The organism is Microbispora sp. H10885 (assembly GCF_014161415.1).
Lineage (GTDB): Bacteria > Actinomycetota > Actinomycetes > Streptosporangiales > Streptosporangiaceae > Microbispora > Microbispora triticiradicis.
The window spans coordinates 525,686-551,906 of sequence record NZ_JABBWY010000001.1; the positions used below are offsets into that span (position 1 = coordinate 525,686).

At 70.6% G+C, this 26,221-nt stretch carries 22 protein-coding genes; 9 read left to right on the forward strand and 13 right to left on the reverse strand.

Annotated features, from left to right (window positions below):
- Window positions 1-21: 21 nt before the first annotated feature.
- Entirely contained in the window at window positions 22-1,191 is a 1,170-nt protein-coding gene (locus HHX37_RS02315) for an endo-1,4-beta-xylanase (RefSeq protein ID WP_117409850.1), read from the reverse strand.
- A gap of 1,093 nt (window positions 1,192-2,284) precedes the next feature.
- On the opposite strand from HHX37_RS02315, the gene HHX37_RS02320 reads away from it, so the two are divergent.
- A complete protein-coding gene (locus HHX37_RS02320) occupies window positions 2,285-3,709 on the forward strand; it encodes an MDR family MFS transporter (protein ID WP_310740241.1) in 1,425 nt (474 codons plus the stop codon).
- 65 nt (window positions 3,710-3,774) lie between these two features.
- Here the strand turns inward: HHX37_RS02320 and HHX37_RS02325 are convergent, their stop codons facing one another.
- Window positions 3,775-4,770, reverse strand: a complete 996-nt coding sequence (locus tag HHX37_RS02325; RefSeq protein ID WP_182884341.1) for a helix-turn-helix transcriptional regulator — start codon at window positions 4,768-4,770, stop codon at window positions 3,775-3,777.
- 92 nt (window positions 4,771-4,862) lie between these two features.
- Here HHX37_RS02325 and HHX37_RS02330 point away from each other — a divergent pair, with 92 nt between their 5' ends.
- Complete coding sequence (locus HHX37_RS02330) at window positions 4,863-5,261, forward strand: VOC family protein (RefSeq protein ID WP_182884342.1); 399 nt, start codon at window positions 4,863-4,865, stop codon at window positions 5,259-5,261.
- Between the two features lie 109 nt (window positions 5,262-5,370).
- The gene (locus HHX37_RS36105; RefSeq protein WP_259406135.1) at window positions 5,371-5,502 is read left to right on the forward strand and encodes a hypothetical protein; all 132 of its coding nucleotides are present in this window, start codon (window positions 5,371-5,373) and stop codon (window positions 5,500-5,502) included.
- Window positions 5,503-5,629: 127 nt separating this feature from the next.
- Here the strand turns inward: HHX37_RS36105 and HHX37_RS02335 are convergent, their stop codons facing one another.
- Complete coding sequence (locus HHX37_RS02335) at window positions 5,630-5,824, reverse strand: hypothetical protein (RefSeq protein ID WP_182884343.1); 195 nt, start codon at window positions 5,822-5,824, stop codon at window positions 5,630-5,632.
- 856 nt (window positions 5,825-6,680) lie between these two features.
- Between HHX37_RS02335 and HHX37_RS02340 the strand changes: the two genes are divergently transcribed.
- Together HHX37_RS02340 and HHX37_RS02345 are read left to right on the forward strand one after the other, a co-directional pair.
- Complete coding sequence (locus HHX37_RS02340; protein ID WP_182884344.1) at window positions 6,681-7,586, forward strand: helix-turn-helix domain-containing protein; 906 nt, start codon at window positions 6,681-6,683, stop codon at window positions 7,584-7,586.
- Window positions 7,587-7,970: 384 nt separating this feature from the next.
- The gene (locus HHX37_RS02345; protein ID WP_182884345.1) at window positions 7,971-9,914 is read left to right on the forward strand and encodes an adenylyl cyclase; all 1,944 of its coding nucleotides are present in this window, start codon (window positions 7,971-7,973) and stop codon (window positions 9,912-9,914) included.
- A 124-nt stretch (window positions 9,915-10,038) separates the two neighbouring features.
- On the opposite strand, the gene HHX37_RS02350 is transcribed toward HHX37_RS02345, so the two are convergent.
- The 5 genes from HHX37_RS02350 to HHX37_RS02370 all read right to left on the reverse strand — a co-directional run bounded on the left by HHX37_RS02350 (window position 10,039) and on the right by HHX37_RS02370 (window position 17,104).
- Window positions 10,039-10,284 (reverse strand): hypothetical protein, encoded by a 246-nt coding sequence (locus HHX37_RS02350; protein ID WP_182884346.1) that lies wholly within the window; start codon window positions 10,282-10,284, stop codon window positions 10,039-10,041.
- Window positions 10,285-10,568: 284 nt separating this feature from the next.
- Window positions 10,569-13,745: an amidohydrolase family protein gene (locus HHX37_RS02355; RefSeq protein WP_182884660.1), complete on the reverse strand. Its 3,177-nt coding sequence runs from the start codon at window positions 13,743-13,745 to the stop codon at window positions 10,569-10,571.
- Window positions 13,746-13,900: 155 nt separating this feature from the next.
- The gene (locus tag HHX37_RS02360) at window positions 13,901-14,716 is read right to left on the reverse strand and encodes a PIG-L family deacetylase (RefSeq protein WP_182873060.1); all 816 of its coding nucleotides are present in this window, start codon (window positions 14,714-14,716) and stop codon (window positions 13,901-13,903) included.
- A 40-nt stretch (window positions 14,717-14,756) separates the two neighbouring features.
- On the reverse strand, window positions 14,757-15,998 hold the full coding sequence (locus HHX37_RS02365; protein ID WP_220499359.1) for an MFS transporter: 1,242 nt from the start codon (window positions 15,996-15,998) through the stop codon (window positions 14,757-14,759).
- Window positions 15,999-16,153: 155 nt separating this feature from the next.
- Window positions 16,154-17,104, reverse strand: coding sequence for a sigma-70 family RNA polymerase sigma factor (locus tag HHX37_RS02370; RefSeq protein ID WP_182884347.1), 951 nt, complete (start codon window positions 17,102-17,104; stop codon window positions 16,154-16,156).
- A gap of 144 nt (window positions 17,105-17,248) precedes the next feature.
- On the opposite strand from HHX37_RS02370, the gene HHX37_RS02375 reads away from it, so the two are divergent.
- Together HHX37_RS02375 and HHX37_RS02380 are read left to right on the forward strand one after the other, a co-directional pair.
- Complete coding sequence (locus HHX37_RS02375) at window positions 17,249-18,655, forward strand: MFS transporter (protein WP_182884348.1); 1,407 nt, start codon at window positions 17,249-17,251, stop codon at window positions 18,653-18,655.
- 47 nt (window positions 18,656-18,702) lie between these two features.
- Entirely contained in the window at window positions 18,703-19,572 is an 870-nt protein-coding gene (locus tag HHX37_RS02380; protein WP_182884349.1) for an MBL fold metallo-hydrolase, read from the forward strand.
- Between the two features lie 10 nt (window positions 19,573-19,582).
- Here HHX37_RS02380 and HHX37_RS02385 read toward each other — a convergent pair whose 3' ends face one another.
- The 5 genes from HHX37_RS02385 to HHX37_RS02405 form a co-directional block, all read right to left on the reverse strand.
- Window positions 19,583-20,662: an MFS transporter gene (locus HHX37_RS02385; RefSeq protein ID WP_182884350.1), complete on the reverse strand. Its 1,080-nt coding sequence runs from the start codon at window positions 20,660-20,662 to the stop codon at window positions 19,583-19,585.
- 154 nt (window positions 20,663-20,816) lie between these two features.
- Entirely contained in the window at window positions 20,817-21,941 is a 1,125-nt protein-coding gene (locus HHX37_RS02390) for a calcium:proton antiporter (protein WP_220502538.1), read from the reverse strand.
- Window positions 21,942-22,174: 233 nt separating this feature from the next.
- Window positions 22,175-23,050, reverse strand: coding sequence for an NUDIX hydrolase (locus tag HHX37_RS02395; RefSeq protein WP_182884352.1), 876 nt, complete (start codon window positions 23,048-23,050; stop codon window positions 22,175-22,177).
- Window positions 23,051-23,124: 74 nt separating this feature from the next.
- On the reverse strand, window positions 23,125-23,349 hold the full coding sequence (locus HHX37_RS02400) for a hypothetical protein (RefSeq protein WP_182881910.1): 225 nt from the start codon (window positions 23,347-23,349) through the stop codon (window positions 23,125-23,127).
- Between the two features lie 365 nt (window positions 23,350-23,714).
- The gene (locus HHX37_RS02405; protein WP_259402024.1) at window positions 23,715-24,503 is read right to left on the reverse strand and encodes a M15 family metallopeptidase; all 789 of its coding nucleotides are present in this window, start codon (window positions 24,501-24,503) and stop codon (window positions 23,715-23,717) included.
- A 239-nt stretch (window positions 24,504-24,742) separates the two neighbouring features.
- Between HHX37_RS02405 and HHX37_RS02410 the strand changes: the two genes are divergently transcribed.
- Window positions 24,743-25,570: a prolipoprotein diacylglyceryl transferase gene (locus HHX37_RS02410; RefSeq protein ID WP_117410253.1), complete on the forward strand. Its 828-nt coding sequence runs from the start codon at window positions 24,743-24,745 to the stop codon at window positions 25,568-25,570.
- Window positions 25,567-26,220: a hypothetical protein gene (locus HHX37_RS02415; protein WP_182884353.1), complete on the forward strand. Its 654-nt coding sequence runs from the start codon at window positions 25,567-25,569 to the stop codon at window positions 26,218-26,220. Before HHX37_RS02410 ends, HHX37_RS02415 begins: the two co-directional genes overlap by 4 nt.
- Window position 26,221 lies beyond the last annotated feature (1 nt).

Sequence of the window (26,221 nt, forward strand, 5' to 3'; positions counted from 1 at the left end):
GACCCATTCCTGTCGGTACGGTCAGTGGCCGGCGCCCGGGCCGTTCCGGCGCGGCGCGCCCGCGGCCAGTGCCAGGTCCTGCTGGATCACGTAGTACTGCGACTTGGGCTTCAGGTCCGCGTCGTACAGCAGGGCGGCGCCCTCCTGCGGGTTGTCGAACCAGCCGGGGATCCAGGAGTACGTGTCGCCGAAGCCCCACGGGGTGAACGAGATGCACTCGCGCACCGCCAGGCAGGCCTTCAGGGCGCGGGACCAGTAGCTCTCCTGGGCGTACGGGGCCAGCGGGTCGGTCGGGGTGTTCACGTTCGGCGCGGCCTGCGTGAACGTGCGGACGTCGACCTCGGTCTCGGCCACCTTCAGGCCGAGGTCCGCGAAGCGCTGCAGGTTGTTCTGCAGGTCTGGGAAGCCGTACTGGGTGTCGAGGTGGCCCTGGAAGCCGACGCCGTCGATGGGCACACGCTGGGCCTTCAGCGTCTTGACGAAGTCGTACACCGCGTTGCTCTTCGGCCCGGTGAACTCGAGGTTGTAGTCGTTGTAGAACAGCAGGGCCTTCGGGTCGGCCTCGTGCGCCCAGCGGAAGGCGTCGGCGATGTAGCCGAGACCACCCCACGCCTTGTACCAGACGGTCTGGCGGGGCTTCCCGTCGTCGTCGAACGCCTCGTTGACCACGTCCCACTGCCAGATGTCGCCCTTGAAGTGCTTCACCTGGTCCTGGACGTGCTTCTTGAGCAGGGCCTTCAGCTCGTCGTTGGACAGCGTGGTGGTGTAGCCGTCCGAGGAGAGCCAGGTGGGCAGCTGGCTGTGCCACACCAGCGTGTGGCCGCGGACCAGCTGCTTGTTCGTCTTCGCGAAGGCGACCAGCCGGTCGGCCGGCGCCCAGTCGTAGGTGCCGCGGGTGGGCTCCACCAGCTGCCACTTCATCACGTTCTCCGGGGTGACGCTGGAGAACTGCTCAGCCGTGATCTTGGTGTAGTCGGTGTTGCTGCCGAGTTCGTCCATGTTCACGGCGGTGCCGATGCGCAGACCGATCCGGTCGCCGAGGGCGCGCAGCGAGTCCGCGGGGTAGCGGACGGCCTTGGACGGTGCGGCAGCGGCGGCGCCCGGTTCGGCGGAGGCCGAGCTGGTGAGAGCCACCCCGCCCAGCAGGACCGTGGCGCTCAGGACGCCGATGGACAGTGCGGAACGAACCACAGGAACTCCTCGGGTTGGAAACAGGGATCTGATGGCTGTTGTGGATCAGGTCAGCCCCGCCGGACCGGTGTCGGGAGGTGCGCGGATGGCGACGCTCGTCTCCAACAGGGCCGCACACGATCGCCCGACGGGCACATGACTACGCTCACGCGGCGCTCGCGCGGTACGGCGAGCGGGCGCGGCCTACCGGCGGGAGAACCGTCGCGGCCGGTGGAGCTGCGAGAAGACGTGGCCCGCGTGGACGCCGGCTTCGGTTGACCACGACGACTCCATCTTCGTACGGAGGATGACCGAAAGTTTCGAGGTTGTTACGAAAGTAATGCAGACCATAGGAAGTGGCTTGTTGTACGTCAAGAGCTCCAACCACCAGTGGTTTCGCTCCCGGTGCCCTCTGGGGGAGATAGGAGTGCGATAGTCGGCCCTCCGCCTGCGGCTAAGCCGGCGGCAGGTTTTTCGAAACTTTTCGAGGTTTCCCGCCCTGACTGGGAAAGACGGCGAGCAGGCGGGGTGGCCTGCCGCCAGGGTCGCTGCGGCGTCGTGGGCAGGAACTCGGAAACCCCGGGAGCTCGGCGAGCGCAGGCGGGATCGGCGGCCCTCAGAGGGACATGGGGTCCGATGGCGATTCACCGCTGCAGGTGTAAATTTCACGGCCGCCGCCCGCGGGCCCGGAGATGTCGTCACCGACTTCCTGCCCGCGGGGCGGATCGACCGGGTCGTACGGGATCGCGAGACGCGTGGCTGGGCGACCGTGCGCGGCCCGCGCGCTCAGCAGTTGACGAAGGCCGCCCGGCTGAGGTCGCGTACGGCGTGAGCGGCCTGGCTCGGCGCGGGCGGTGCCGCGGCGCCGAAGGCGTCGCTTCGGGGTGCCGGTGCCCGCCGCCAGGTGAAAACCATGTGACATTTCATGGCAGGTGCCGTAACTCTGTGCTTGGGCGATGAGTTTTGTCGGTGGTGTCCGTCAGGCTTTCCATGAACGCAACTTCTTGCGGAGCCCAAGGCTAAGGCTGGGGCTCCAGCCATGCCCGCGTCATGTTCCGACGACCCTGATCGAGGTACCGTGTCAATCGCTCAGACTGATTCACCTGCCAAGCCTGTGACCGCCGCAGCTCCGGGGCGCACCCCGCCCGTGATCCGGCTGCTGGTACTCGCCACGTTCGTGGTGATCCTCAACGAGACGCTCCTGATCAACGCGATTCCGCGGCTGATGGGCGCACTGCACATCACGGAACAGACGGCGCAGTGGTTGTCGACCGCCTTCATGCTGACCATGGCGGCCGTCATTCCGATCACCGGGTGGTTCCTGCAACGGGTGTCCACCCGGAGTGCGTACGCCACCGCGATGGGATTGTTCCTGCTCGGCACGGCGCTGGCCGCCGTCGCGCCGTCGTTCGAGATGCTGCTGGGCGCCCGCATCATCCAGGCGTCCGGGACGGCCGTGATGATGCCGCTGTTGATGACGACGTTGATGCAGGTTGTGCCTGAGTCGGACCGCGGCCGTGTGATGGGCAACGTCACGCTGGCCATCTCGGTCGCGCCCGCCATGGGCCCGGCGGTCTCGGGGGTGATCCTCCAGCTCGGGTCCTGGCGGCTGCTGTTCGCGGTGGTGCTCCCCATCGCCGCGTTGATCGCGTGGAGCGGTCTGCGGCAGCTCAGGAACGTCGGGGAGACCCAGGCCAGCGCCATCGACTGGCTGAGCGTGGTGACCGCCGCCGCCGGCTTCGGCGGCCTGGTCTACGGGCTCAGCCAGTTCGAGGGCGGCGACGTCCGCGTGGCCGCCTCGATCGTGGCGGCGGGCCTGATCGCCATCGCCGTCTTCGTCGTCCGCCAGCTGTCGCTGCAGAAGCGCGGCGTGCCGCTGATGGACCTGCGCACCCTGCGGCACCGCACCTACACGATCGCGCTGATCCTCATGTCGGTCTCCTTCATGGCGATGCTCGGTGCGATGATCCTGCTGCCGCTGTACCTGCAGAACGTCCGGCAGTTGAGCCCCCTGGAGACCGGCCTCCTCGTGATGCCGGGCGGCCTCGCTATGGGGCTTCTCGGCCCGACCGTGGGCCGCCTGTTCGACCGGTTCGGCGGCCGGGTTCTGGTCGTTCCCGGCGCGGTCGGGATCATGTTCGCGCTCGCCGGCTTCACCCAGGTCACGATGACCATGCCGTACTGGCAGCTGCTGGGCCTGCACGCGCTGCTGATGGTGAGCCTGGCCGCGACCTTCACCCCCGTGTTCACCCTCGGGCTCGGCGCGGTTCCCCCGCACCTCTACTCCCACGGCAGCTCGATCCTGAGCACGTTGCAGCAGGTCGCCGCGGCCTTTGGCACCGCGCTCGTGATCACCGTGATGAGCGCGCGGGCCGATGCCCTGAGGTCCGCGGGAACGACGGAGGTGCTCGCCAACCTGGGCGGCATGCGGCTGGCCTTCGTCATCGGCGCGGTGCTGTCCCTGGCCGTGGTGATCACCGCCGTGCTCCTGCCGGCCCGAGCGGACGCCGGAGCCGAGTTCCAGGGACACGGCCACTGAGACAGGCCTGACGACGGGGGGAGCGAATCTGCCGGGTGGGTCGTGCCTGCCCGGCAATCAGCGGATCAGGTCCGCCGGCCGGCGGAGGCCGCGAGCCGATCGGCGAGGGCGATGACGAGGGTGCGCAGCTCATCCGGTCGCTCGATGACGAACCGCCGGTCGAGTGACGCCAGCAGCGGAGGCAGCCAGTCGAGCCGTTCCGCCCGCACCTCGACGCGGAGCCAGCCCTCGGTCTCCGAAGCCACGCCCCCCGTCGGCGGCGGCTCCTCCACGATCGCGACGCTGGCGGGAAACCTGGTGCGGATCTGCTCGACCGTCCCCTGGATTCTGAGGGTCACCTCGTGCCGGTAAGGGGCCTTGGCGAGCCCTGACAGGACGCGCTGCGCCGGATCGATCCCTGCGGTCGGCTGCTCGAACGAGCCGGGCAGGGTTCTGGCGTCCGCGATGCGATCCAGCCGGAAGGTCCGGTCCTCGCCGGCCCCGGGATCCGCACCCGTCACGTACCACCGGCCCGAGTGGGCGACGAGCCCGTACGGGTGCAGCGTGCGTTCGCTGCGCCGGCCGTCGGCGGCGGTGTACCGGATCGAGATCGGCCGACGGTGGCGCACCGCATCGGCGACGGCGAGCAGGACCGTGGTCTGCGGGGCGGGGAACTCGCCGGGCGGAGCCGTGAAGGCGAGGGATTCGAGCACGGCGTCGACCTTGCGGGCGAGCCGTTCGGGCAGTACCCGCCGGATTTTCGCAGCCGCCGTCTCGCTCGCCGTGCCCGTCGTCGTCGCCAACCCCGCCCGGCGGGCGGCGACCAGGCCGAGCAGCACGGCGAGGGCTTCGTCGTCGCTCAGCATGAGTGGAGGCATCCGGTATCCGACGGCGAGCCGATATCCGCCGTATCGGCCGCGCACCGACTCGACGGGCACGTCGAGGTCGATGAGGTGGTCCACATAGCGGCGCACGGTGCGTTCATCCACGCCGAGCCGATCGGAGAGTTCGGCCAGCGTCCGGATGCCGCCCGACTGCAGGAGTTCGAGCAGGGTGAGCACGCGCTGAGTGGGCCGGGCCATACACCACAACTTAGTGCCGATAGTGGGCCGATTCTGTCCAGTATTCGACGTAACTTCTCCTGCGTAGGCCCCGCAGACCAAGGAGATCTCTCATGGATTTCGTCTCGATCCGCGTCATCACAGGCGACCTCGCGCGCCTCGTCGGCTTCTACGAGCGGGCCACGGGTGTGCGGGCCGACTGGTCCAGTGAGGACTTCGCTGAGATCAGGACCGGATCCGCCACCCTCGCGATCGGTAGCACCCGCACCGTTCCGTTGTTCGCTCCCGGAGCGGCCCGTCCGGCCGGCAACCACTCGGTGATCATCGAATTCCTCGTCGACGATGTGGACGGCGTGCACCGGAACCTGGCCGGGTCCGTCGCGGAGCTCGTGAAGGAACCCACCACCATGCCTTGGGGCAACCGGTCGCTCCTGGTGCGCGACCCTGACGGCAACCTCGTCAATTTCTTCACCCCCGTCACGCCGGCCGCCATCGCGAAATTCGCTCGCTGACGTCGGAGAGGCGACCGCCCGGCAGGCCGCTGCAGGGCGAATCGCACCGATAACGCTCCCGGAATGGGGGCTCGTCAATCTCACCGGTGGCCTGTTGCTGCTCCGTACGGTGGTGCAGGCCGAAGGGACAGACCAGGAATGGTATTCGCGGCTCGTCGCATTCGAGGGCGGCTGCGCCGCCTTCGCGATGTGGATGGCGGTGACCGAGAAAGCCCTTTCGATGATGCACACCCGGGACTGACCGCGACTTCCGGCGATTTTTCAGGTCGGGACGGCGTCTGGCCGGTCAGCCGGACGCCGTCGACCGCTACCGGCGGCGAATCAGCACCAGCCTTGCCCTCTGGCCGATGCTCGGGCGCCGAGCGCCCTCAGGAACCTGTCAACCTGTGCAGGAGCGCCAGCGTGGTGAGGGCGACGCCGATGGGGAGCGCGAGCGCCGGGCTGACCGCCACGGTCGCCCCGGTCTGTACGGAGACGAACACGAGGAGGAGAGCGCGGGAAGAGAGCAGTGCCGGGGGACGTCCCTCGTAAGGCCCGCTGCCCTCCACGCGCCTGCGCACCACCCGGCATCTCCATTGGCCCATGGCCTCATCGGCCCTTCTACCGGGATGGTCAGTCGTTCCCGGCGGTGTCCTGTGCCGGCGACTCACGAGGCCGCGCCCGAGGCCGTGGCCGAGACCCTGGCCGAACTCCCGGCCCGTGATCTCGGCGATATGCCCGGTGGGACGCGCCGACCGCGAGGCGCAGGGGGTATCTTCAACATCGGTTCATGTCCTTTCGTGCGGTGGAAGCGCGGGGACTGATCGGGAACGGCCCTCTGTCTGACCACGGAGGGCCGTTCGTTTTTGCGTGGCTTTGACACGGTGCCACGCTCGATGGCGCTTATCCTCCACCAGCGATCACCTCCGTGCAAGCGCCATCTGCACGTGAGTATGACCGACCAGATGCACGTGCATAACCTTCTCTATCGGGCCGGAGAGCTTTCCGGATTGCCGGCCTGAGCCTGATCGACCTTGGGCAGAGTTCCGTCTTCGGGCGAATTCCCAGCTCATACCGGATGAGCGAGGAAGAGCGCGTGCGGGGCGATGGCGGATGCCTCGCGGTCGGGTCATGCGTCCCGCTGCCCTCTGTGCCGAACACGGACAGGCCGTTCGTCGATCCGCTCGGCCTCACCCTTCCTTTCACCTTGTGCTTCTCCTGGCATCGCGCTCGGCCGACGGGCACGGTCGGGGCCGTCAGGGTTTGCACCTGCTTATGAGCGGCTATATGCACGTGCACGGCGGTTGGCGCGGCAGACTCGGTTACCATGGGCGCCGGACAATTCGATGGCGTACTGTCGAGCCCGGGGCGGTTTGACGTGCGCGGACCCTTATAGAGGCATGGTTTCCCAGGTCAGGTCATCTGCGCGGGAGAGAGTTGATGGCGGCGGTACTCGCAGGAAGCGGATGGCCGGCCGACGGGGATCGCGGTCATTCGGGAAGCGGACCGACTGTCCTGCGCATCACACTGGGCGCCCAGCTACGTCGGCTGCGTGAGGCGAAGGGCATCTCCCGCGCCGCGGCGGGACATCTCATCCGAGGCAGCGAATCCAAGATCAGCCGTCTGGAGCTGGGCCGGAGCCCCTTCAAGGAGCGGGACGTCGCCGATCTCCTGACGTTCTACGGCGTGACGGACGCCGAGGAGCGCGCGGCACTCCTCGACCTGGTGAAGCAGGCCAACAACCCGGGCTGGTGGCACAAGTACAGCGACGTCCTGCCGCCCTGGCTCAACGCCTATCTGGGGCTGGAAGAGGGAGCCTCGGTGATCCGGGGCTACGAGGAGCACGCCGTCCCCCCTCTTCTGCAGACGGCGGAGTACGCCAAGGCGTACCTGACGCTTGCCAATCCAGGCGCGCCTCCGTTGGAGATCGACCGCCGGGTCGACCTGCAGCGAGAGCGTCAGCGGATTCTGTCGGCGGCCGAAGGCCCGGCAGTGTGGACGGTGATCGACGAGAGCGCTCTCCGCCGCCCCACAGTGGGACGCGAGACGATGCGGGGGCAGTTGCGGCACCTCATGGAGATGGGGCAACGCCCCAACGTGACCGTCCAGGTTCTTCCGTACGATGCCGAGGCCCATGCTCTGGTCGGTCACTCGTTCACCATCCTGCGGTTCGGTGAGCCGGACCTTCCCGATCTGGTCTACCTCGAACAGCTCAACAGCGCGCTCTACATCGACAAGCGCGAGGACGTCGACCTCTACACGGAGGTGATGGCGACTCTGTGCGTCCAGGCCCTGCCCCCTGGGGGAACGGCTGAGCTGTTGCGGGAGCTGCACGACCTCTTGTGACGCCTCCTCACGCCGCGGGGCCGTCGCCGCCGACGTAGCGCGCGACGGCCCGGAACGGCAACGGGCCGCGCGCCTCGCTCCGGCAATAGGGGCGGCTGTGGACATAGCGCCGGGAGGGGTTGGCGAGGTACAAACGACCCAACACATTTTTCGCGGCTTGATACAAGCCCGCCCACCCGAGAGAGCGCTCTCACAGGCTCCGCAGGGAGGCGGCGGTGTCGGGCCGTCCACCCCCTGAGTAGGCAGGTCGATGACGATCGTGAGCCACCCCGGCACGCGAACGGGCCACCGAGCCCGTCGAGGGACCCCGCACGCGGCGCCCGCATACCCGCCGTCCATCCCCACGTCCTCCGCATTCGGCATGGAGCGGGAAGGACGGACCGCATGACGCCCCAGCCTTCCGGCCGCCGCCGGGCCGGCCTCGTGTTCGCCGCCGGCCTCCTGATCACGGCCGCCGCGATGTCCACGGCGTCCCCGGCCGCCGTGGCCACCCCGTACAAGCCGGGCGCCGCCCCGTACAAGCCGGGCGCCGCCCCGTACAATCCGGGCGCCGCCCCGTACAATCCGGGCGCCGCCCCGCACAACCAGGGCGCCGCGAACCTGGGCCCGAACGTCACCGTCTTCGACCCGAGCATGCCGGTCGCCGACATCCAGGCGACCCTCGACGCGGCCAACGCCGCCCAGGTCGACAACGAGATGGGCACCACCCGGCACGCCTATCTCTTCAGACCCGGCACGTACGGCACGGCGGAGCATCCGCTCCAGATCAAGGTCGGTTACTACACCGAGATCGCCGGTCTCGGCGCCTCCCCCGGGGACGTCGTCATCAACGGCAAGGTCGAGGTCTACAACCGCTGCCTGGAGAACAACGGCACCGGCAACTGCCTCGCGCTCGTCAACTTCTGGCGCACGCTGTCCAACCTGTCGATCAACGTCAACGGGGCCGGACAGGACGACTGCCGCAAGGGGGCGAACTTCTGGGCCGTCTCCCAGGCCGTCTCGATGCGCCGTCTCAACGTCACCGGCGGCACGTTGTCGCTGATGGACTACTGCACCGCCGGCCCGCAGTACGCGAGCGGCGGTTTCATCGCCGACTCCAAGCTGCCGTCCGTCACGAACGGCTCACAGCAGCAGTGGCTGACCCGCAACACCGAGATCGCCGGCTGGTCCAACGGCGTGTGGAACCAGGTCTTCTCCGGGGTCGTCGGAGCGCCGGACGAGAGCGGTTTCCCCAACCCGCCGTACACGACGCTCGACACGACGCCGGTCAGCCGGGAGAAGCCGTACCTGTTCGTGGACGCGCAGGGCAGGTACAACGTGCGGGTGCCCGCCGCGCGGAAGAACACGCGAGGCGTCTCCTGGGCGAACGGCCTGACCCCGGGCCGTACGCTGCCGATCGGCGACTTCTTCGTCGCCAGGCCGTCGGACTCCGTGCAGACCATCAACAGCCAGCTCGCCCGGGGCAGGAACCTGCTGCTCACGCCGGGCGTGTACGACATCGCGCGGAGCATCGAGGTCAAGCGTCCCGGCACGGTGGTCCTCGGCCTCGGGCACGCCACGCTCACCGCCGTCCACGGCTCGACCCCCATCGACGTCGCTGACGTCCCCGGCGTCGTCGTCGCGGGCGTGACCATCGACGCGGGAACGGAGAGGTCGCCGGTCCTGCTGCGGGTCGGCAGGGGGCACGGCGGGCACCGGACCTCGGCGAACGACCCGACGACCCTGTCCGACGTGTACTTCCGCGTCGGCGGGCCGCACGTCGGCAAGACCGACGTCGCGCTCCAGGTCGACAGCGACGACGTGCTCATCGACCACACGTGGGTGTGGCGCGCCGACCACGGCGTCGAGGGCTTCACCGACACGCAGCGCTGGCAGACCAACATCGGCCGTTACGGCGCCGTCGTCAACGGCGACCACGTCACGGCGACCGGCCTGTTCGTCGAGCACTTCCAGCGCTACAACACGGTCTGGAACGGCGACGACGGCACGACGATCCTCTACCAGAACGAGCTGCCGTACGACCCGCCGACCCAGGCCGACTGGATGAACGGCAAGGTCGAGGGCTACGCCGGTTACAAGGTCGGCGACCGGGTGCGGACGCATCGCCTGTACGGCGGCGGTGTCTACGTCTTCAACCAGAACAACCCGTCGATTCACACCGAGAACGGCTTCGAGGCGCCCCAGACCCCGGGCGTGCGGTTGCACCACATCATGACGGTCAACCTCAGCGCGGGCACGATCGACCATGTCGTCAACGGTGTCGGCGACGCGGCCGACACGACCAAGGTCGGCGCGCCGGTGTACATCTCCGACTACCCGGCCCAGTAACAGGAAAAGGAACCCCGGAAAGGTGCGGGCCGTACGCGGTCCGCACCTTTTCGGGGACGGCCGGCCGGAGACCGCTTCGAGCCGGCACGTACGCCCATGTGGATCGAACGTAATCGCACGGAACCTACTTCTCCCGGCCCGGGAAGGGCGGCAGCTCACCCAGGTCGGCGGCCTCCGGCGGTAGCTCGCCCCGGCGCTGCCGGGAGGGGGGAGGAACGCGCAGCATGATCTTGAGCACCTGAACGGCGCGCGTCTGGCGCTTGGCGGACGGCGCCCAGAGGGCGGTCAGACCGGCGGCCACGACGACGACGGCCATGGCGACAGGCACGATTGAGGCACCCATTCCCACGGTCTTGAAGAACTCGGTCACGGAGCCCTCCTGGCAGCGCGAAGCTCGCCAGAGGTCTCTCCCGCCCGCCGTGCGGCCGGACCGGCGGCCCCGGGTGCCGACACCGTAATGACGGGACCGTCGCGAAGGGATACTCCCCCCTGCTGTACGGCCAGCGTAAGGGCTCGGGCCGCTGCCGGACCAGCGATACTTCAGTCACCACGGCGTCCGGTCGGCGGCTCGCACCGGCCGGACGCCGTCGATCGTTCCGGCCGTGTGCGGACGTACGGCCGCACACGGCCGGTGGGGAGGTCAGCCGGGCACGCCTAGTGGTCGTGGCCGCAGGAGAGGCGGGCCTTCTCCAGCTCGTCGGCGTCGTTCCACCAGAAGGCCGCGGTGCTCGGATGGGCGGGCACGCGGGCCCTGACCTTGCCCCGGGGCGCCGAGACACCGAGCGCGTCGGCCTGGTCGGTCGTCGTCGAGGACGGGTACGGGGCGAGTAATTGCTCGACCGTGTGGTGCCTCCCGCCGACGACGACGGCGGTGACGTTCGCGGCGTCCTCGATGCGGGACAGGGGATCGCCGTCGACGACGGCCAGGTCGGCGTACATGCCCCTGCCGATCCTGCCCAGCGGCTGGCCGAGGAACGTCCCGGACGTGCTGGTCGCGGTACGCAGCGTCTCCAGCGGGGTCAGGCCGTACTTGACCATGGCCCGCAGGTTCATGTGCAGGCTGACCGCGAGGTGATCGATCGGTGAGTCGGTGCCGGCGGTGACGACGCCGCCGCCGCGGATCATCGCGGCGAACTGCGCGACGTGATTGGCCAGGGCCGCCCGGAGCACCGTCTGATCGGTGGTCTGCGCCGACGTGACGGACGCCTGGAGCGCCGCCATCCGCCAGTTCGGGTAGAGCCGGCGGACCCGTTCGTCGGTGACCAGCGAGGTGTCCTCCTTGTAGAGGGTGCTGCAGTTGAACAGGGTCGGGGTTCTGGCCATCTTGGACGCGTTGAACATGGAGATGACGTCGGAGTAGGCGGAGCCGACGTTGGTGACGGTCCGCGAGTAGCCGAACCGGTTGGTGGCGCCGTAGTGCTCGGTCTGGTCGCCGCCCATCGCGATCGCCGGATAGTGGTAGTGGGACGTGACCGGCTTGCCCTTGCGGTGGGCCCATTCGATGATTTCCTTGTGCCACACGACCGGCAGCCGCACGTACGCCTTCATGAGGTCGTAGTCGAGGCTGGCGGCCCGTTCGAGCTCCAGCCGCAGTTGCTGGTGGGAGAACGTCGGGCGCATGAAGTTGTAGTAGATGCGCGGCCCGTCGATGGCCTCCCCGGTGGCCAGGTAGCGCGGTGCGAGCCGGGCGCCGGACTGGACCGACTCGCGTTCTTCGACCATGTGGTACGCGGGCGAGCCGGGTGAGCGGGTCGTCGTGATGCCGAGGGCGAGCCACAGCGGCCCCTGGCGGGATCCGTAGGCGTAGCCCTGCATCTCGCGGTGGTGGTGGATGTCGATCAGGCCGGGCATGACGAACTTGTCGCTCGCGTCGATCAGCGTGCCGGGCCGTCCGTCGCGGTGCGGCTCGACCGCGACGATGCGCTGGCCGCGCATGATGACGTCGACGTCGCGGGCGACGCCCGCGGAGACGCCGTCCCACATTCGGCCGGCGTGGACGACGACCTGGTCGGCGGGACCGGGGTCGTTGCGCCAGGTCAGCGGTACCGGAATGGATCGTCCGGGCCTGCCGTCGATGCGGACGGTCTTCAGCCGCCCGCCGTTCAGGTAGAGCAGGGAGGCGGAGTCGCCGGCCCATGCCGGGGCGTCGGACAGCTCTTGGGTCACCTGGCGGGCGGGGCCGGTGGGCCGTCCGGTCTTGTCGACCGGCAGGACCCATAAGAGCGATTCCATGGCGAACGCGAGCATGGTGCCGTCCGGCGACCAGACGGGGCCGTCGTCGCCGCGGGTCTGCAGCGACCGGTGCGGGGCGGGGTCGACGTACGTGCCCGCGCCGGTGGCCCGGTCGACGAGGAGGATCTTGGACAGCCCCTCGCGGTACCGTCGCGAGTACGGCACGACCGCGGCGAGGGCGATGGTCTTCCCGTCGGGCGACCAGGTCGGCCGGCCCGGTTCGAAGGTGGCGCCGAAGACCTTCTGGATGTCGCCGGTGCCGACGTCCAGGACCCACAGCGCGCCGTCCTGGTCCAGGTAGGCGATCTCCTTCCCGTCGGGTGACCACCGGACCGACAGGGCCGCGGAGTCGGTCAGGCGGGTCAGCTGCCGGTCGGTGCCGGCGGCCAGATCGCGGACCCAGATGTTGAGGGTGCCGGTGCGGTCGGTGACGAACGCCAGCCGCCGCCCGTCCGGGGAGAAGTCCGGGTCGGCCTTCCACCACCGGTCGCGGAACAGCGGGACCGGCCTGCCTCCGATCCGCATCGTGTAGATGTCGTTGAGGGCGCGGAACGCGATGGTGGACCCATCCGGGGAGACGGCCGGGCTGCCGATGCCGACGACCGGGAACGACCCGGGCGCGTCGAACACGCGGACGTTCTTCTTGTACTTCGGGGTGGTCACGGTCAGCGCGGCGGTGAAGCCCACCGTGCCGGCGGACGTGGAGCCGAGGCGGCGGGTCCGGATGGTGCCGCCGGAGGTGTAGAAGTAGCGCCCGTCCGCGGCGAACCGCGCCCGGAACGGGAAGACCTCCTCGCCGGTGACGAGCGGGCCCGCGGTGCTGGCCAGGGAGTTCACGCCGGCGTTGAAGAGGTGGTAGGCGATGTCGGTGCCGTTCGGCAGCCACGACGGCTGGTGGACGACCTGACCGGTGGGTACGGTGACCGCGGTGCTGCGGGCGCCGGTGGCGACGTCGACGACGTCGATCCTGGTGTCCGAGACGACGAACGCGACTTTGGTCCCGTCGGGTGACCAGACCGGCTCGTACTCCTCGGCGGGCGTGTCCGCCAGCGCGCGGGTGGCGCCGGTGGCGACGTCGAGCAGGTGGATCCCGTAGCTGCCGCCGGCATCGGAGGAGTAGGCGATGGTGCGTCCGTCGGGGCTGTACCGGGGCTCGCGGTGGTCGTACGGGCCGGTGGTCAACTGGGTGATCGCGGATCCGTCGGACCGGATCTTCCACAGGTTGAACACACCGTCGCGGTACGACTGGAACACGATGGTGGAACCGTCCGGAGACCAGTCGGGCTGGGCGATGTCGTACAGATCGCTGGTGAGCCGGCGGGCGGTGCCGCCGGAGGTGGAGCAGACCCACAGGACGCCGAGCATGTCGATGGCGAGCAGGCGGCCGTCGGGTGAGGGGGCGACGGCGAAGTCGGTGCCGGAGGCGACGGAGGTGCCGCCGCCGTTCCGGGCCTCGTCCGCTCGGGCGCGGCCGGCTGTGGCGGGGATCAGCGAGGCGGCGAGGGCGGCTCCCGCACCGGCCAGGACGGCCCGGCGGGACGGACGGAAGGGCGATTCAGTGGAGAGAGGTGCGTCGGGGGATGCCGGGGTGGGGGGCACCGACAACTTTTCCTCCTACATTTCGCGTCGTCGATCATCTTGGTGCGATTCTCGAATCATGACCTTTGACGCGGATCTTTCATAGGAGTCAGAGAAATTCGGTGCTATGAGCGGGCGAAGGACGATATGGGGTTCTCGCGCCCGCTCAGCCGAAGTCAGCGGAGGCCGGCGAAGAGGTCGTCCTCCTGGTCGGGGGTGGCCACCCGGGACGTCTTCCTGATGAAGAACTCGTGCGAAAAGGCCTGGTGCTGGGCCTCGGGGGACATCTGCAGCATGGGGATGTTCTCGCCCTGGCTCGCGTGGGCCCGCAGGGCCTTCATCTTGCGCTCCACGTACGGCGAGACCTCGACGACGGAGGTGATCAGCTCCTCGGGGGTGCCGAAGTCCTCGGGGATCTCGAAGTCCTCCGGGGCCATGCCGCTCTCCTGGAGGAACTCGAACATCCGCTGGATCCGCTCACGCGGTACGGCGATGTAGTACAGCTTGTCCGGGATGCCGGTCAGCTCCGCCGCGGCGACCGCGATGCGGTGGGCCTGGATGTGGTCGGGGTGCCCGTAGTTGCCGTTCTCGTCGTAGGTGACGATCACCTGGGGCCGGTAGCGCTCCATGAGCGCGGCGAGCCGGGCGGCGGCCGTCTCGACCGGGACGTTGGCGAACGCGTCGGCGTGCCTGTTGCCCTCCCATCCGACCATGCCGGAATCGCGGTAGCCGAGCAGTTCGAGATGGTCGATGCCGAGGTGGGCGACCGACTCGCGCAGTTCGCTCAGCCGCTGCTCGGCCACCGCCGCGTCGTCGTGCCCGGGCTCGCCCGGCTTCACCCCGCCGGGGCCGTCGCCCTGCTCGCCGTTGGTGCAGGTCACCAGGACCGTACGGATGCCTTCCTGGGTGTACTTCGCCAGGACGCCGCCGGTGCCCATCACCTCGTCGTCGGGGTGGGCGTGCACGGCCATCAGGGTGAGTCTCGAATCCATTACATCCCCCGTGGTGTCGTTTACCGTCACCTGGACGACCCTATATCTCGGCTTGATCCTCGGAGCGGGAGGGAACCGGCTCATCGGCGGCCGGGCGGGGCGCCGGGGTCATGCGGCCCGCCACGAGCCACCAGACGAGGAGCAGCGCCAGGGCCAGGACCACGGCGAAGGGCGGCAGGGTCCACACGCCGACGCCCTGTGCGATCGCCCCGGCCAGCCAGGGGAACACGGCCCCGCCGACCACCGACACGCCGTTCAGCAGCCCGATCGCCGTGGGCACCAGCCGGGGCACGGTGAGCCGGGGCGCCACGGCCATCGTCGTGGGGAACACGGGCCCGAGCCAGAAGCCGAGCAGCACGAAGCTCACGCTGGCCACGGCGGCGCCCGGCGCGATCCAGGCCAGCAGCGCGCTCACGGTGATGCCGGCCAGGCACACGTAGGTCATCCCGGTCGCGGTCATGCCGAGCCTGGTGGCGGCCGGGCTGATGAGGAAGCGGCCGAGGGCGAGCCCGAGCCAGTAGCCGGAGACGGTGTATCCGGCGATCAGGTCGCCCTGCCCGTGCTCCTCCACCAGGAAGCTGAACCCCCAGTTGCCCACGCTGATCTCCAGGCCGACGTACACGGCCAGGAACACGGCGCCCAGCAGGACGGCGGGCTGCCGTGAGACGGCGGTCAGCAGGCCGGGACGCTCCGCCGGTTCCCCGTCCGCGGCGGGCGACGGGATCTCGCGGGCGGGCAGGGTCAGCCAGAACCCGGCCAGCAGCGGCAGGCTCACCAGGGCGAGGACCAGCCACACGGCCGTCCACGGCAGGAAGCTCAGGATCCAGGTGGCCAGCAGCGGCCCGAGCAGCGCGCCGACGCCGAAGAACGCGTGCAGGCGGTTGAGCAGCGTCGTCGCCCCGGGCCGTTCGGTGAGGTAGGCGTTGAGCACCGATTCGAGGATGCCCGTGCCGTACCCGGCCAGGATCTGGACCGCCACGAAGGCCGCGAACGGCGGGCGTACGGCGGTGTAGAGGCCGGCCAGGGCGAAGACGCCGCCGCCGACGACGAGCGAGGTGCGCACGCCGAACCGGTGGATCAGCCAGCCGGCGGTCGAGCCCGCCAGCATGAACCCGGCCGAGAAGGTGAAGAACTGGGTGCCGACGGTGGCCTTGTCGAGGCCGTAGTCGTCGATCTGCGCGGGCAGCAGCACCCCGCCGACGCCCGCGCTCAGGCCGACCAGGACGAAGGTGGCGTAGGCGAGGGCGACCGGCACCCACGAGTCACGCCGCAGTGCGGACACCCGACCTCCCGCGATTGACGAGCAGCCTGCCGACCACCCGCGGCGCGGGAGCATCGGTCCGTGATCACCGATGATCCCGTTGCGGCGAAATGCTACTTGCCATACCCGTCGGCTTTAAAGGGGTTATGGGCGGTTACGTGGTGAAAGCTGAAATCTCAGAGGGCCGCCGGCAGTGCGAAGAGAGTGAAGAGGGTGGGATCCCCGAACACGACGTTCCGGGCGACGCCGCCCTCGGTGATCTCGAGGACCTGGAGGGAGTGCGCCCTCAGGACGCCGTCACCGCCGTCGACATAGGCGGCGAGCGCCGGCTGCCCGTTCGCCCGGGTCGGCACCATCCGCCAGGGGCCGCGACGGCCGCAGACCCAGCGGATGAAGCGGCCGAAGTCCTCGCGGCCGGCGAACCATGAGAGGAACGGCGGCATCTCCAGGACGGCGTCCTCGCGCAGCAGCCGTTCCAGGGCCTCGACGTCCGCCTTCTCGAACGCCGCGACGTACCGGTCCAGCAGGTCGCGGCAGGCGGGGTCGTCCGGCTCCGCGAGGCCGTCCTCGGCCGGGGCCACCCGGGCGAGCTGGGCGCGGGCACGCTGCAGAGCGCTGTTGACGGCGGCGACCGAGGTGTCCAGCAGATCGGCGACCTCGCTCGCCCGCCAGGCGAGCACCTCCCGCAGGATGAGCACGGCCCGCTGCCGCGGTGGCAGGTGCTGCAGCGCGGCGACGAACGCCAGCCTTATCCCGCCGCGGGACGCGACGACCGCGGCCGGGTCGACCAGCGCGTCCGGAATGGGCTCCAGCCAGGTCACCTCCGGTAGCGGTCGCCCCGGTCCCGCCTCCGGATCGTCGCCGGGGCCGGCGAGCCCGGACGGCAGGGCCCTGCGGCCGCGCTGTTCGAGCGCGGTAAGACAGGCGTTCGTGGCGATGCGGTAGAGCCAGGTGCGCGGGGAGGCCCGCCGCTCGTCGTAGTCGCCCGAGGCGCGCCAGGCCCGCAGCATGACCTCCTGCAGCAGGTCCTCCGCGTCGTGCGCCGAGCCCAGCATCCGGTAGCAGTGCGCCATCAGCTCACGCCGGTGGGGCCCGGTGATCCGCTCGAACTCCTCGTCACTCCACATGCGCTCTCCCGCGTCGCGTCGCCGTCACGGGTGTCTACCGCCGCGCCCGGCGGAACTCATCGGTGGGTTCTCATCGATGAGTTCTCCATCCGGCCCCGGTAGGTACCGGCGACCACCGCGGAAGAACCACGGGAAAGGACGCGGATGACGCCCAGCCACACCACCGCCGGACGGCCATGGCCGATGCTGGCGGTTCTGCTCGCCGGCCAGTTCATGGGACTGCTCGACCTCTACATCGTCAACGTGGCGATCCCCCGGATCGGCGCCGACCTGGGGGCGTCCGGGGCCGCCCTGCAACTGGTCGTCGGCGGCTACATCATCGCGTACGCGACGTTGCTGATCACCGGTGCCCGGCTCGGCGAGCTGTGCGGCAGGCGCCGCATGTATCTGATCGGGGTCGCCGGCTTCACCGCGGGCTCGCTGCTGTGCGGGCTCGCACCGGACATCGGCACGCTGATCGCGTTCAGGTTCGTCCAGGGGGCCGCGGCGGCGGTCATGGTGCCGCAGATCATGAGCGTGATCCAGGCGCGCTTCACCGGCAGGGCCAGGGCCACGGCGCTCAGCGCGTACACCGCCGTGCTCTCGGCCGGTTCGGTCGTCGGGCTCGCTCTGGGCGGGGTGCTGGTCGGCGCCGGCTGGCGGCCGGTGTTCCTCGTGAACGTCCCCGTGGGTGTCCTGCTGACGCTCGCGGTGCCCCGGCTGGTGCCGCCTGACCTCCCGTCCGCGGGGCCAAGCGGGTCGCGGCGGCTCGACCTGCGCGGTCTCGCGCTTGCACTGCCCGCCACGCTCCTGCTCGTGCTGCCGCTCGTGCTGGGCCGGGAGTCCGGCTGGCCGAAGTGGACATACGCCTCGATCGCCGTGGGGGTCGCGCTCGCCGTCGTGTTCGTCGTGGCGCAGCGGCGCACGGCGGCCAGGGGCGGCGACCCGCTGCTCAACGTGGACGTGCTGCGCGTGACCGGCATGCCGTCGGGCCTTGTGACGCTGGTCGCGCTGATGGTGGCGTACGGCGGGTTCCTGTTCACCTTCGCCCTGCACCTGCAGAGCGTGCTCGGGGAGAGCCCGTTGCGGGCCGGGCTCACGTTCCTGCCCATGGCGGCGGCGTTCGGGCTGGGCAGTTTCTACTGGCGCAGGCTGCCGAGGCGGATCCACCACCTGCTGCCGGCGGCCGGACTGGCGCTCAACGTCCTCGGCGCGTCGTGCCTGGCCGTCTCGGCGGCGGGCGGCACGGCGATGTGGGCCGCTCTGGTGGTGTACGGCGCGGGGCTGGGCGTCTCCACCAGCCTGCTCGCCCACGCCCTGGTCCACGTGCCGCCCGCCCGCGCCGCCGACGCGAGCGGCCTGCTCACCACGACCATGCAGTTCGGCCAGCTCAGCGGAGTGGCGGTGTTCGGCGCGGTGTTCCTCGCCCTGGCCGACCCGCCACGGCCGGAGGCCATGGGCGCGATCGCCTGGTGGCTGGCGCTGGCCGCGGCGACCGGCATGGCGGGGGCCGTCGCCCTGGCCCGCGCAGTCGCGCCGCGCGCCCGTCAAGCACCCCCCACTTTCGGGTGATTTGTGGTGGTTTACGTAGCCTGAAGTCCTGGGAGAGGGGAGTCGCCATGCCCGATCCAGCGGACGCGACCGTGTTCTTCGTGGGTAACGCCACCATGATCATCCGATCACATGGGTTCACCCTGCTGACGGATCCGAACTTCCTGCACCGGGGACAGTGGGCCCGTCTCGGCTACGGCCTGCGCACCCGCCGGCGTACCGAGCCCGCGATGCAGGTCACGCAACTGCCACCCGTGGACCTGGTCGTCCTGTCACACATGCACGGCGACCACTGGGACGCCATCGCCCGCGACGGCCTCGACAAGGACCTGCCGATCGTCACCACCCGCCACGCCGCGCACCGGCTGAGGCGCCAGGGGTTTCATCGGGCCATCGCCCTCGACCCCTGGGAGTACCACTTCGTGCGCCGCCACGACGCCACGCTGACGGTCACCGCCACACCCGCCCGGCACGCCCCGGGCCCCGTCGGCAGGCTGATGCCGCCGGTCATGGGCAGCGTGCTCGACTTCGCCCACGCCGGGGAGGTGGACCTGCGCATGCACATCAGCGGCGACACGATCATGGACCCGTGCCTGGCCGAGATACCGCGCCGCTTCCCGGACATCGACGTGGGCGTCGTGCACCTCGGCGGCACCCGGATCCTCGGCGTCACGGTGACGATGGACGGCCTCCAGGGCGCGGAGTGGCTGCGGCTGATGCAGCCGGAGTCGGCCCTGCCCGTGCACTACGACGACTACGAGGCGTTCGCCTCGCCGCTCAAGGACTTCCAGCAGTACGTCCGGCGGGCGGGGCTGTCCCACCTCGTGCACTACCTCATGCGCGGCGAGACCTACCGTCTGCCCGTACGGCAGGCCGGCCTGCGCCCGCACCGCCCGGTGACCGGTCCCGGCCGGGGCGCCGGCCCGCCGTACGGCTGAGCGCGCGGCGTCACCTGCGCTCTGGACGGCGTACGGCGAAGGCGATCACGAGGTAGGGCACGGCGGCGACGGCGAAGAGCGGCCCGGGGCCCGCCCACATCGATCCGGCGGCGTAACCGCCGTAGACCGTCAGGCAGACGATCTCGACGCCGACTCCGGCCATCGAGGTGATGGTGGCCCGGGCGCCGTCCGAGATCTCGTCCTGGAGTCTCGCGTCCAGCGTCGCCGAGGCCCACTGGACCAGGCCGAAGGCGACGGCCACCAGCGTGACCGCCGCGGGGTGGCGCGCAGCGGCCCCCGCCGCCCCGGCGGCCAGGCAGACGGCGGCGAGCACCAGGGCCGGTGCGAGCGCGCCCTGTCCGCGCCCGGCGAACCACCCGCCGGTCATCCCGCCGACGCTCACCAGAAGCACGAGCAGCGGCACCGCTCCGGCGGACACCCCGGTGGCCTGGGCGAGCAGGGGCAGGTACTCCTCCATCGCCCCGATGACCGACATCACCGACAGGACCGTGATCGCGCGGCGGATCGCCGGCCCTTCGCGCACCTGGGCGAGGCTCTCCCGCAGGACGGCCACGGGGTTCGCCGGACGAGGGCTTTCGTCGCGGCGGCGTGACTCGGGGAACGTCAGTGCCACGACGGCACAGAGCAGTGTCACGAGCACACTGGCCAGACCCGCCGCGCGGAGGCCGCCCGCGGCGAGCACCGGCGCCGCGAGCGCGGTGGCCGCCGTGATCGCCGTCGTGCCGACCGCGGCCGACCGGCCGACGAGCACGGGGTAGCGGTCCGTCCCGCCGTGCCGCCCGAGTTCCTCGTACACGAGGGCCTGGAGGGTGCCCGAGCGCAGCGAGCTCCCGGCGCCCCACAGCACGAAGCCCAGCGCGAACGACCAGTAGGAGGGGACGAACGTCCACAGGGCGTACCCCACGCCCGTGAGGAGGGGTGCGGCGGTGAGCAGCGCCCGGCGCGAGACGAGGTCGGCCCACACTCCGGACGGGATCTCCAGCACGAAGCCGGTGACGGACCAGATCACGAACAGCGAGGAGATCTGGGCGGGCGACAGCCCGGTCTCGGCGAACAGCAGGGCGTACACCGGATAGAGGACGATGAAGTCCTCGAAGAACGCGTAGGCGTACAGGCGGGCCGCGAGGGCCCGTTCGGGTGAGCGTCAATGTCGCCAGGTCATGCCCGGCACTTTAAGGTCACGCCGATCCGCTCCGCATCGGGTTTTTCCCGCGCGGACCCGCTCACGGGCTGACGGCCAGGAGCAGGAACGCGGCGAACAACGTGAGGTGCACTCCGGCCTGCAGCAACGTAGCCCGGCCGGGTACCACCGTCAGCGTGGCCACGACGACCGTGAGGCCGAGCAGCACGATGTGCGTCGGGCCGAGACCGAGCAGCAGGGGCCCCTCCAGCCACAGCGACGCCGCGGCGATCGTCGGGATGGTGAGGCCGATGCTCGCCATGGCCGAGCCGAACGCCAGATTCAGGCTGACCTGGACCCGGGCCCGCCGCGCCGCGCGTACGGCGGCGAGGGTCTCCGGGAGCAGCACCAGCAGCGCGATCACCACACCCACGGCGGCCTGCGGAAGCCGTGCCGTACGCACGACCGTCTCGATGGCGGGCGCCTCGATCTTCGCCAGCCCGACCACCGCGATGAGCGCCGCCAGCAGCAGCGCCAGGCTGACCATGGCCGCGCGGTTGGAGGAGAGATCCGCGTGCTTCGCCTCGCCCCCGTGCCTGCCCCCCTGCCTGCCGCCGCGCTCGCCGGTGGTCTCGACGGGCAGGAAGTATTCGCGGTGCCTGATCGTCTGGGTGAGGACGAACAGGCCGTACAACGTGATCGAGGCGACCGCGGCGAACGCGAGCTGGGCCGGGGCGAAGGCGGGACCCGGCACGGTCGTGGTGAAGGCGGGCAGCACGAGGCTCAGCGTCGCGAGCGTGGCGACGGTGGCCAGGGCTCCGCCGGTTCCCTCGGCATTGAAGACCGCCACCCGCCGCCGCAGCGCCGCCATCAGCAGTGACAGCCCGACGATGCCGTTGCAGGTGATCATCACGGCGGCGAACACCGTGTCGCGGGCGAGCGACGACGCGGCCGGGCCGCCGGACACGGTGAGACTGATGATCAGCGCCACCTCGATCACCGTCACCGCCACCGCGAGGACCAGCGACCCGAACGGTTCTCCGACCCGATGCGCGATGACCTCCGCGTGATGCACGGCCGCGAGCACCGCGGCCGCCAGGAAGATCGCCGCGATCGCGACGACGAGGGGAGGGATCGTCCGGCCCCATGCCAGGGCGAGCACGATCACGGCGAGGATCGGAGCGGTCGTCGTCCAGGTGGTGGCCAGTCGGCGGAAGAACAGATTCACGCTCTTCATCCTGCCCAGATGGAGCGATTTACGATGGTTCGTACATTTATGTCCGATCTGGGGATGGCGGCCGGTCCGCCGCCGGTGCGGGCAGGGTGCCGAGTCGGCCCGGGCTCACGGCCGTGCCGGTCCGCGCGGCGTACGGCGGTGCGGGTCAGAGTTGTGCGGTGTCGGGCCGTCTGGTGTCAGAGCCGCGCGGTGTCAGAGCTGTGTGATGTCCTAGTTGTGCGGTGTCAGAGCTGGCCGAGCAGCCAGCGTGGTCCGGTGACGAGGGCGCCGAGGGCCATCACCCGCTCGCGCAGCCCGCGGTCGGCGGTGACGACGAGCGCCGTCTCCCATGGCCGCACGTCGCGCACCGTCTCCACGATCGCGTCGTCCCCGCTGCCCCCGGCCAGCACGACCGACATGTCCCCGTTCACCGGCCCGGGGTCGGCGGCCCTGGCCGCGGCGCCCTCCAGCACCGCGAGCATCCGGGGGAACCACCGCGTCAGCGCCGGCACGCCTTCCGGCATGTCGCCCACGCCCCGCGCCGTCAGCGCGATCAGCTCGTTGAGCAGGCGGTTCGCGGCGCCCGCCCGGTCCTTCCACCAGCCGTGCTCGGCCCGCGCCCCGATGATGTTGGCCACGTCGAGGACGACCACGACCGGGCTCAGCGCGGCCCGGATCAGCGGCCAGGAGTCGGCGAAGCCCGGATGCAACCGCTTGGCGGCGACCTCGTCCGCGGCCACCCACCGCATGTCCAGGCTCTCGCCGTTCGCGGGCGCGGCGTCGAGCAGCCCGTCCGCCTCCGCGATGACGGTCTGGAACGACCAGCCGCCGTGGTCGTCGACGTAGAGTCCGCGTACCCGGACGAGATCGGCGCTCAGCGCCGCCTCCTCCCGCGCCTCGCGCAGCGCGCCGGTGACAGCGTCCTCGTGGCTGTCGCGGGCCCCGCCGGGCAGGCCCCAGGTGCCGCCGTGATGGCTCCACCAGGCCCGCTTCTGCAGCAGCACGTACGGCATGCCGTCCAGCGTGTGGTGGACGGCGAGCAGACCGGCGGCGCCGTGCAGTCCCCAGTGCTGGTGTCCCAGCGAGCACAGGGCCCAGCCGTCGCCGTCCATCGCCGCCATGTCCCCATTTTGGCGCAGCCAGGGAAAGCCCCGGTCATGCGGTGCGTGCGGAGCCGGGCTCATCGCTCCCGGCGTCACCAGTGGTCGACGGGCACCTCCACCCCGGCGGACAGGTCGAAGAGGGTGGCGCCGTCGGCGAGGCGGATCACCTGGATCTGTGTCGCGAAGCGGAGACCGCGAAGGCGAATGGCGGCCTCGTGCGCCCTGCGCGGGAAGTGGTAGCGGTCGGCCGCGCGGCCACCGGGAGCGGGCCGGACAGAACGGACTTCGAACCGGTCGGGGGGCCACAGATGGGGCAATGGAGCAGATTGCTGCCAAGCGGACATGTCTCTCCTGTCTCGCCGTTGAGAACAAGCAGTTGACCGGTCGGGCGCGCGTGATCGCCACAGCGTGACGGCGTCGTAGGCCGATCGTTATTAACTGGTAAGCGATCCTTCCCAAGCTGGAGTCCGTAGCCCGTTAGCGTTTGAGCCCTCACTCGTGATTCCCCTTTATCCGGAGAATCAGGAGATGTCATATCTGGAGAGACGCCCGCTTCTGCGGCCGGAGAAGCGGGCGTTGTCCTCCACCCCTCGCCCCACCGATCCGGCCCGCCTCCCGCGCGGTCCTCTCCGTGTGCCCGGCCCGGGGTTTCCGGGCCGTGCCGTCTGCGCGGCCGGTGCCGTCAGCGCCCGTTGACCGAGAAGTGCTGGTAGTCCCGGGCGCCCGACCAGGTGCCGCCCCAGCCCCAGCCGATGCTCGCGAAGGCGCGCACCACGCGGTCGCCTCTGTTGATCACGCCGGGTTTCTTCAGCGGCCTGTCCACGAACGCGTCCGCGTTGCGGTGCGCGTTGCTCCCGTCCGCCTCCACGTACGGGTTCTCGCGCGGGTTGAGGTCCACCGCCAGCCCGTACGCGTGGTTGGACCAGCTGCCCGATCCCGTGGCGTTGCGGCAGTTGAAGGCCGAGGTGTTGTCCACCTCGATGGAGTCGAAGTCGCTGCCCTTGTAGACGTCGACGGGCTCCATCCGCCGGATGGGATAACGCATCTCGTACAGCTTCCCGAAGACCGACGCGACGTCCTCGGCCACCGACCTGTTCACCACCAGCGTGCCGGTGTGCGCCTTGTCGTCGAAGCCCCAGTAGGTCATCGTGATCTTCCGCAGGCCGCTCGGCGCCACCGGGCAGCCGGGGCGCCAGGAGTGCCGCAACTCGTCCCGGGACACCTTCTCGATCTTCGAGGAGAAGGCGGGCGGGCCGCTCGGGCTGGGTGTGCCGCCGTCCTCCGGAGCGGACGGGGCGGGCGTCGCCGAGGGCGTCGCGGGCGCGGGCGTGGCGGTTGCCGTGGAGAGGGACGCCGCCGGTGACGTGACGGCGACGGGCACCGACGTCCGGGCGGGTGCGGAGGCGGCGCCTCCGGCCTCGGGGCCTGCCCCGCCGCCACAGCCGGTCACGCCCACCAGCGTCGCTATCATCACCGCTGACCTGCGGTTCTTTAAGAAGCCCATAGGCGCAGAGTACCCGCGCCCGCAGGATGCGCCGACGGTTGTGCACAACCTGTGGATAACCAGCCCCCGAAAGTACGTGGCCGATCCGCGCCGGCCTCGCCGTACGGGCCGTCGCCCGGAACCGCCCGGTCAGGTCAACCCGGCTCGGCCGGCCCGGAAATCGAGGATCGGAAACGTCGGAAGCCGCCGCTAGGGTGGCGTCCGTGATGGAGGAACTGCGCTTCGGCGGGGTGAGCGTGCCGGCCCACGCTTTCTTCGTGGGCCTCGGCGTGGTCCTCGCCAGTGTGGTCTTCGTCCTGGAGGCGCGCCGCAGGGGAGCGCTGCGGGAGGAGTCGCTGGTGGCGGTCACCGGCGCGCTCGTCGGCGGAGCGGTGGGCATGCGGCTGTCCGGCTGGGCCGAGCACCTCGACCCCGCGCTGAACCCCGGGCTCGTCGAGGCGTGGATGTTCGGCGCCCGGAGCATCCTCGGCGGGCTGACCGGCGCCTACGTCGGCGTGCTGGTGGCGAAACGGCTGATCGGCTACCGGGAGCGGACCGGTGACCTGTTCGCCCCCGCCGTCGCGATCGGCATGGCCGTCGGGCGCATCGGCTGTTTCCTCACCGAGGCCCCCGGCCGCCCCACCACTCTTCCCTGGGGCGTCCACGCGCCCGCGACCGTCCCCGAGTGCCCCGGGTGCCTGGCCGGGCAGGCCATGCATCCCTCCTTCCTCTACGAGGTCGTCTTCCAGCTCGCCGCCTTCGGCGCGCTGCTGTGGGCACGCGGCCGCGTCGACCGGCCGGGCGAGCTGTTCACCCTCTACCTGGGCGCCTACGCCGTGTTCCGGTTCCTGGTCGAGTTCACCAGGGCGAACGAGACGGTCTGGCTCGACCTGACCCGCCCGCAGTGGTTCCTGATGCCGGGCCTGGCGCTCCTCGCCGTCCGGCTGACGTATGGCTGTCGCAAGGGGTTCTACGACAGACTGCTCCCCGGCCGGGGCGAGCGGCCGTTATTGACGGGCGTACGGCTTTCGCCCGCCGGCGAGGAGGACAGATGAGTACACCCCCCGAGCCGCCCGAGCGGCCCCAGGACCCCCACCCCCAGGACCCCCAGCCCCAGGACCTCCGGCCCGGCGACCAGCCCCCGCCACCGGAACAGCCCCCGCCTCCCAACCAGCCCCCACCCCCGGGCCGGCCTCCGTACCCCGGCGAGGCGCAGGGTGGCGCGCCCGGTCCCGGCGGTCCGTACGGTCCGGGCGCCGGTTCCGGCCCCGGCGGACCGTATGGCCCCGGCGGCACACCCGGGCCTGGCGGCGCACCAGGTCCCAGCGGTCCGTACGGTCCGGGCGGCGGGGCGCCCTACGCGTGGCCGCCACCACCGGCGCGGCAGGAGAACACCACCGGCGTGGTCGTCGCGTTGACGTTCGCGGGGATCGTGCTCGAGGTGATCGTCAACGCGATCCTCGCCGTCGCCACCCTGGCGGCCGCTGACGGCCTCGGCGATCACAAGGAGATAGCGGTCGTGGGCGGGGCCGTGATCCTGGCCGCGATCGTCTTCGGCGGCGGGACGCTGCTGATCCGCCACCGGCAGCCGTGGTCGCGGGGGCTCGGTCTCGGCCTGATGATCGGATGGGCGCTCGTGACGATCGTCACCGCCGGTTTCTGCACCGGCGTCAACACCTCGCTCTACACGGACGGCGGACTGTGAC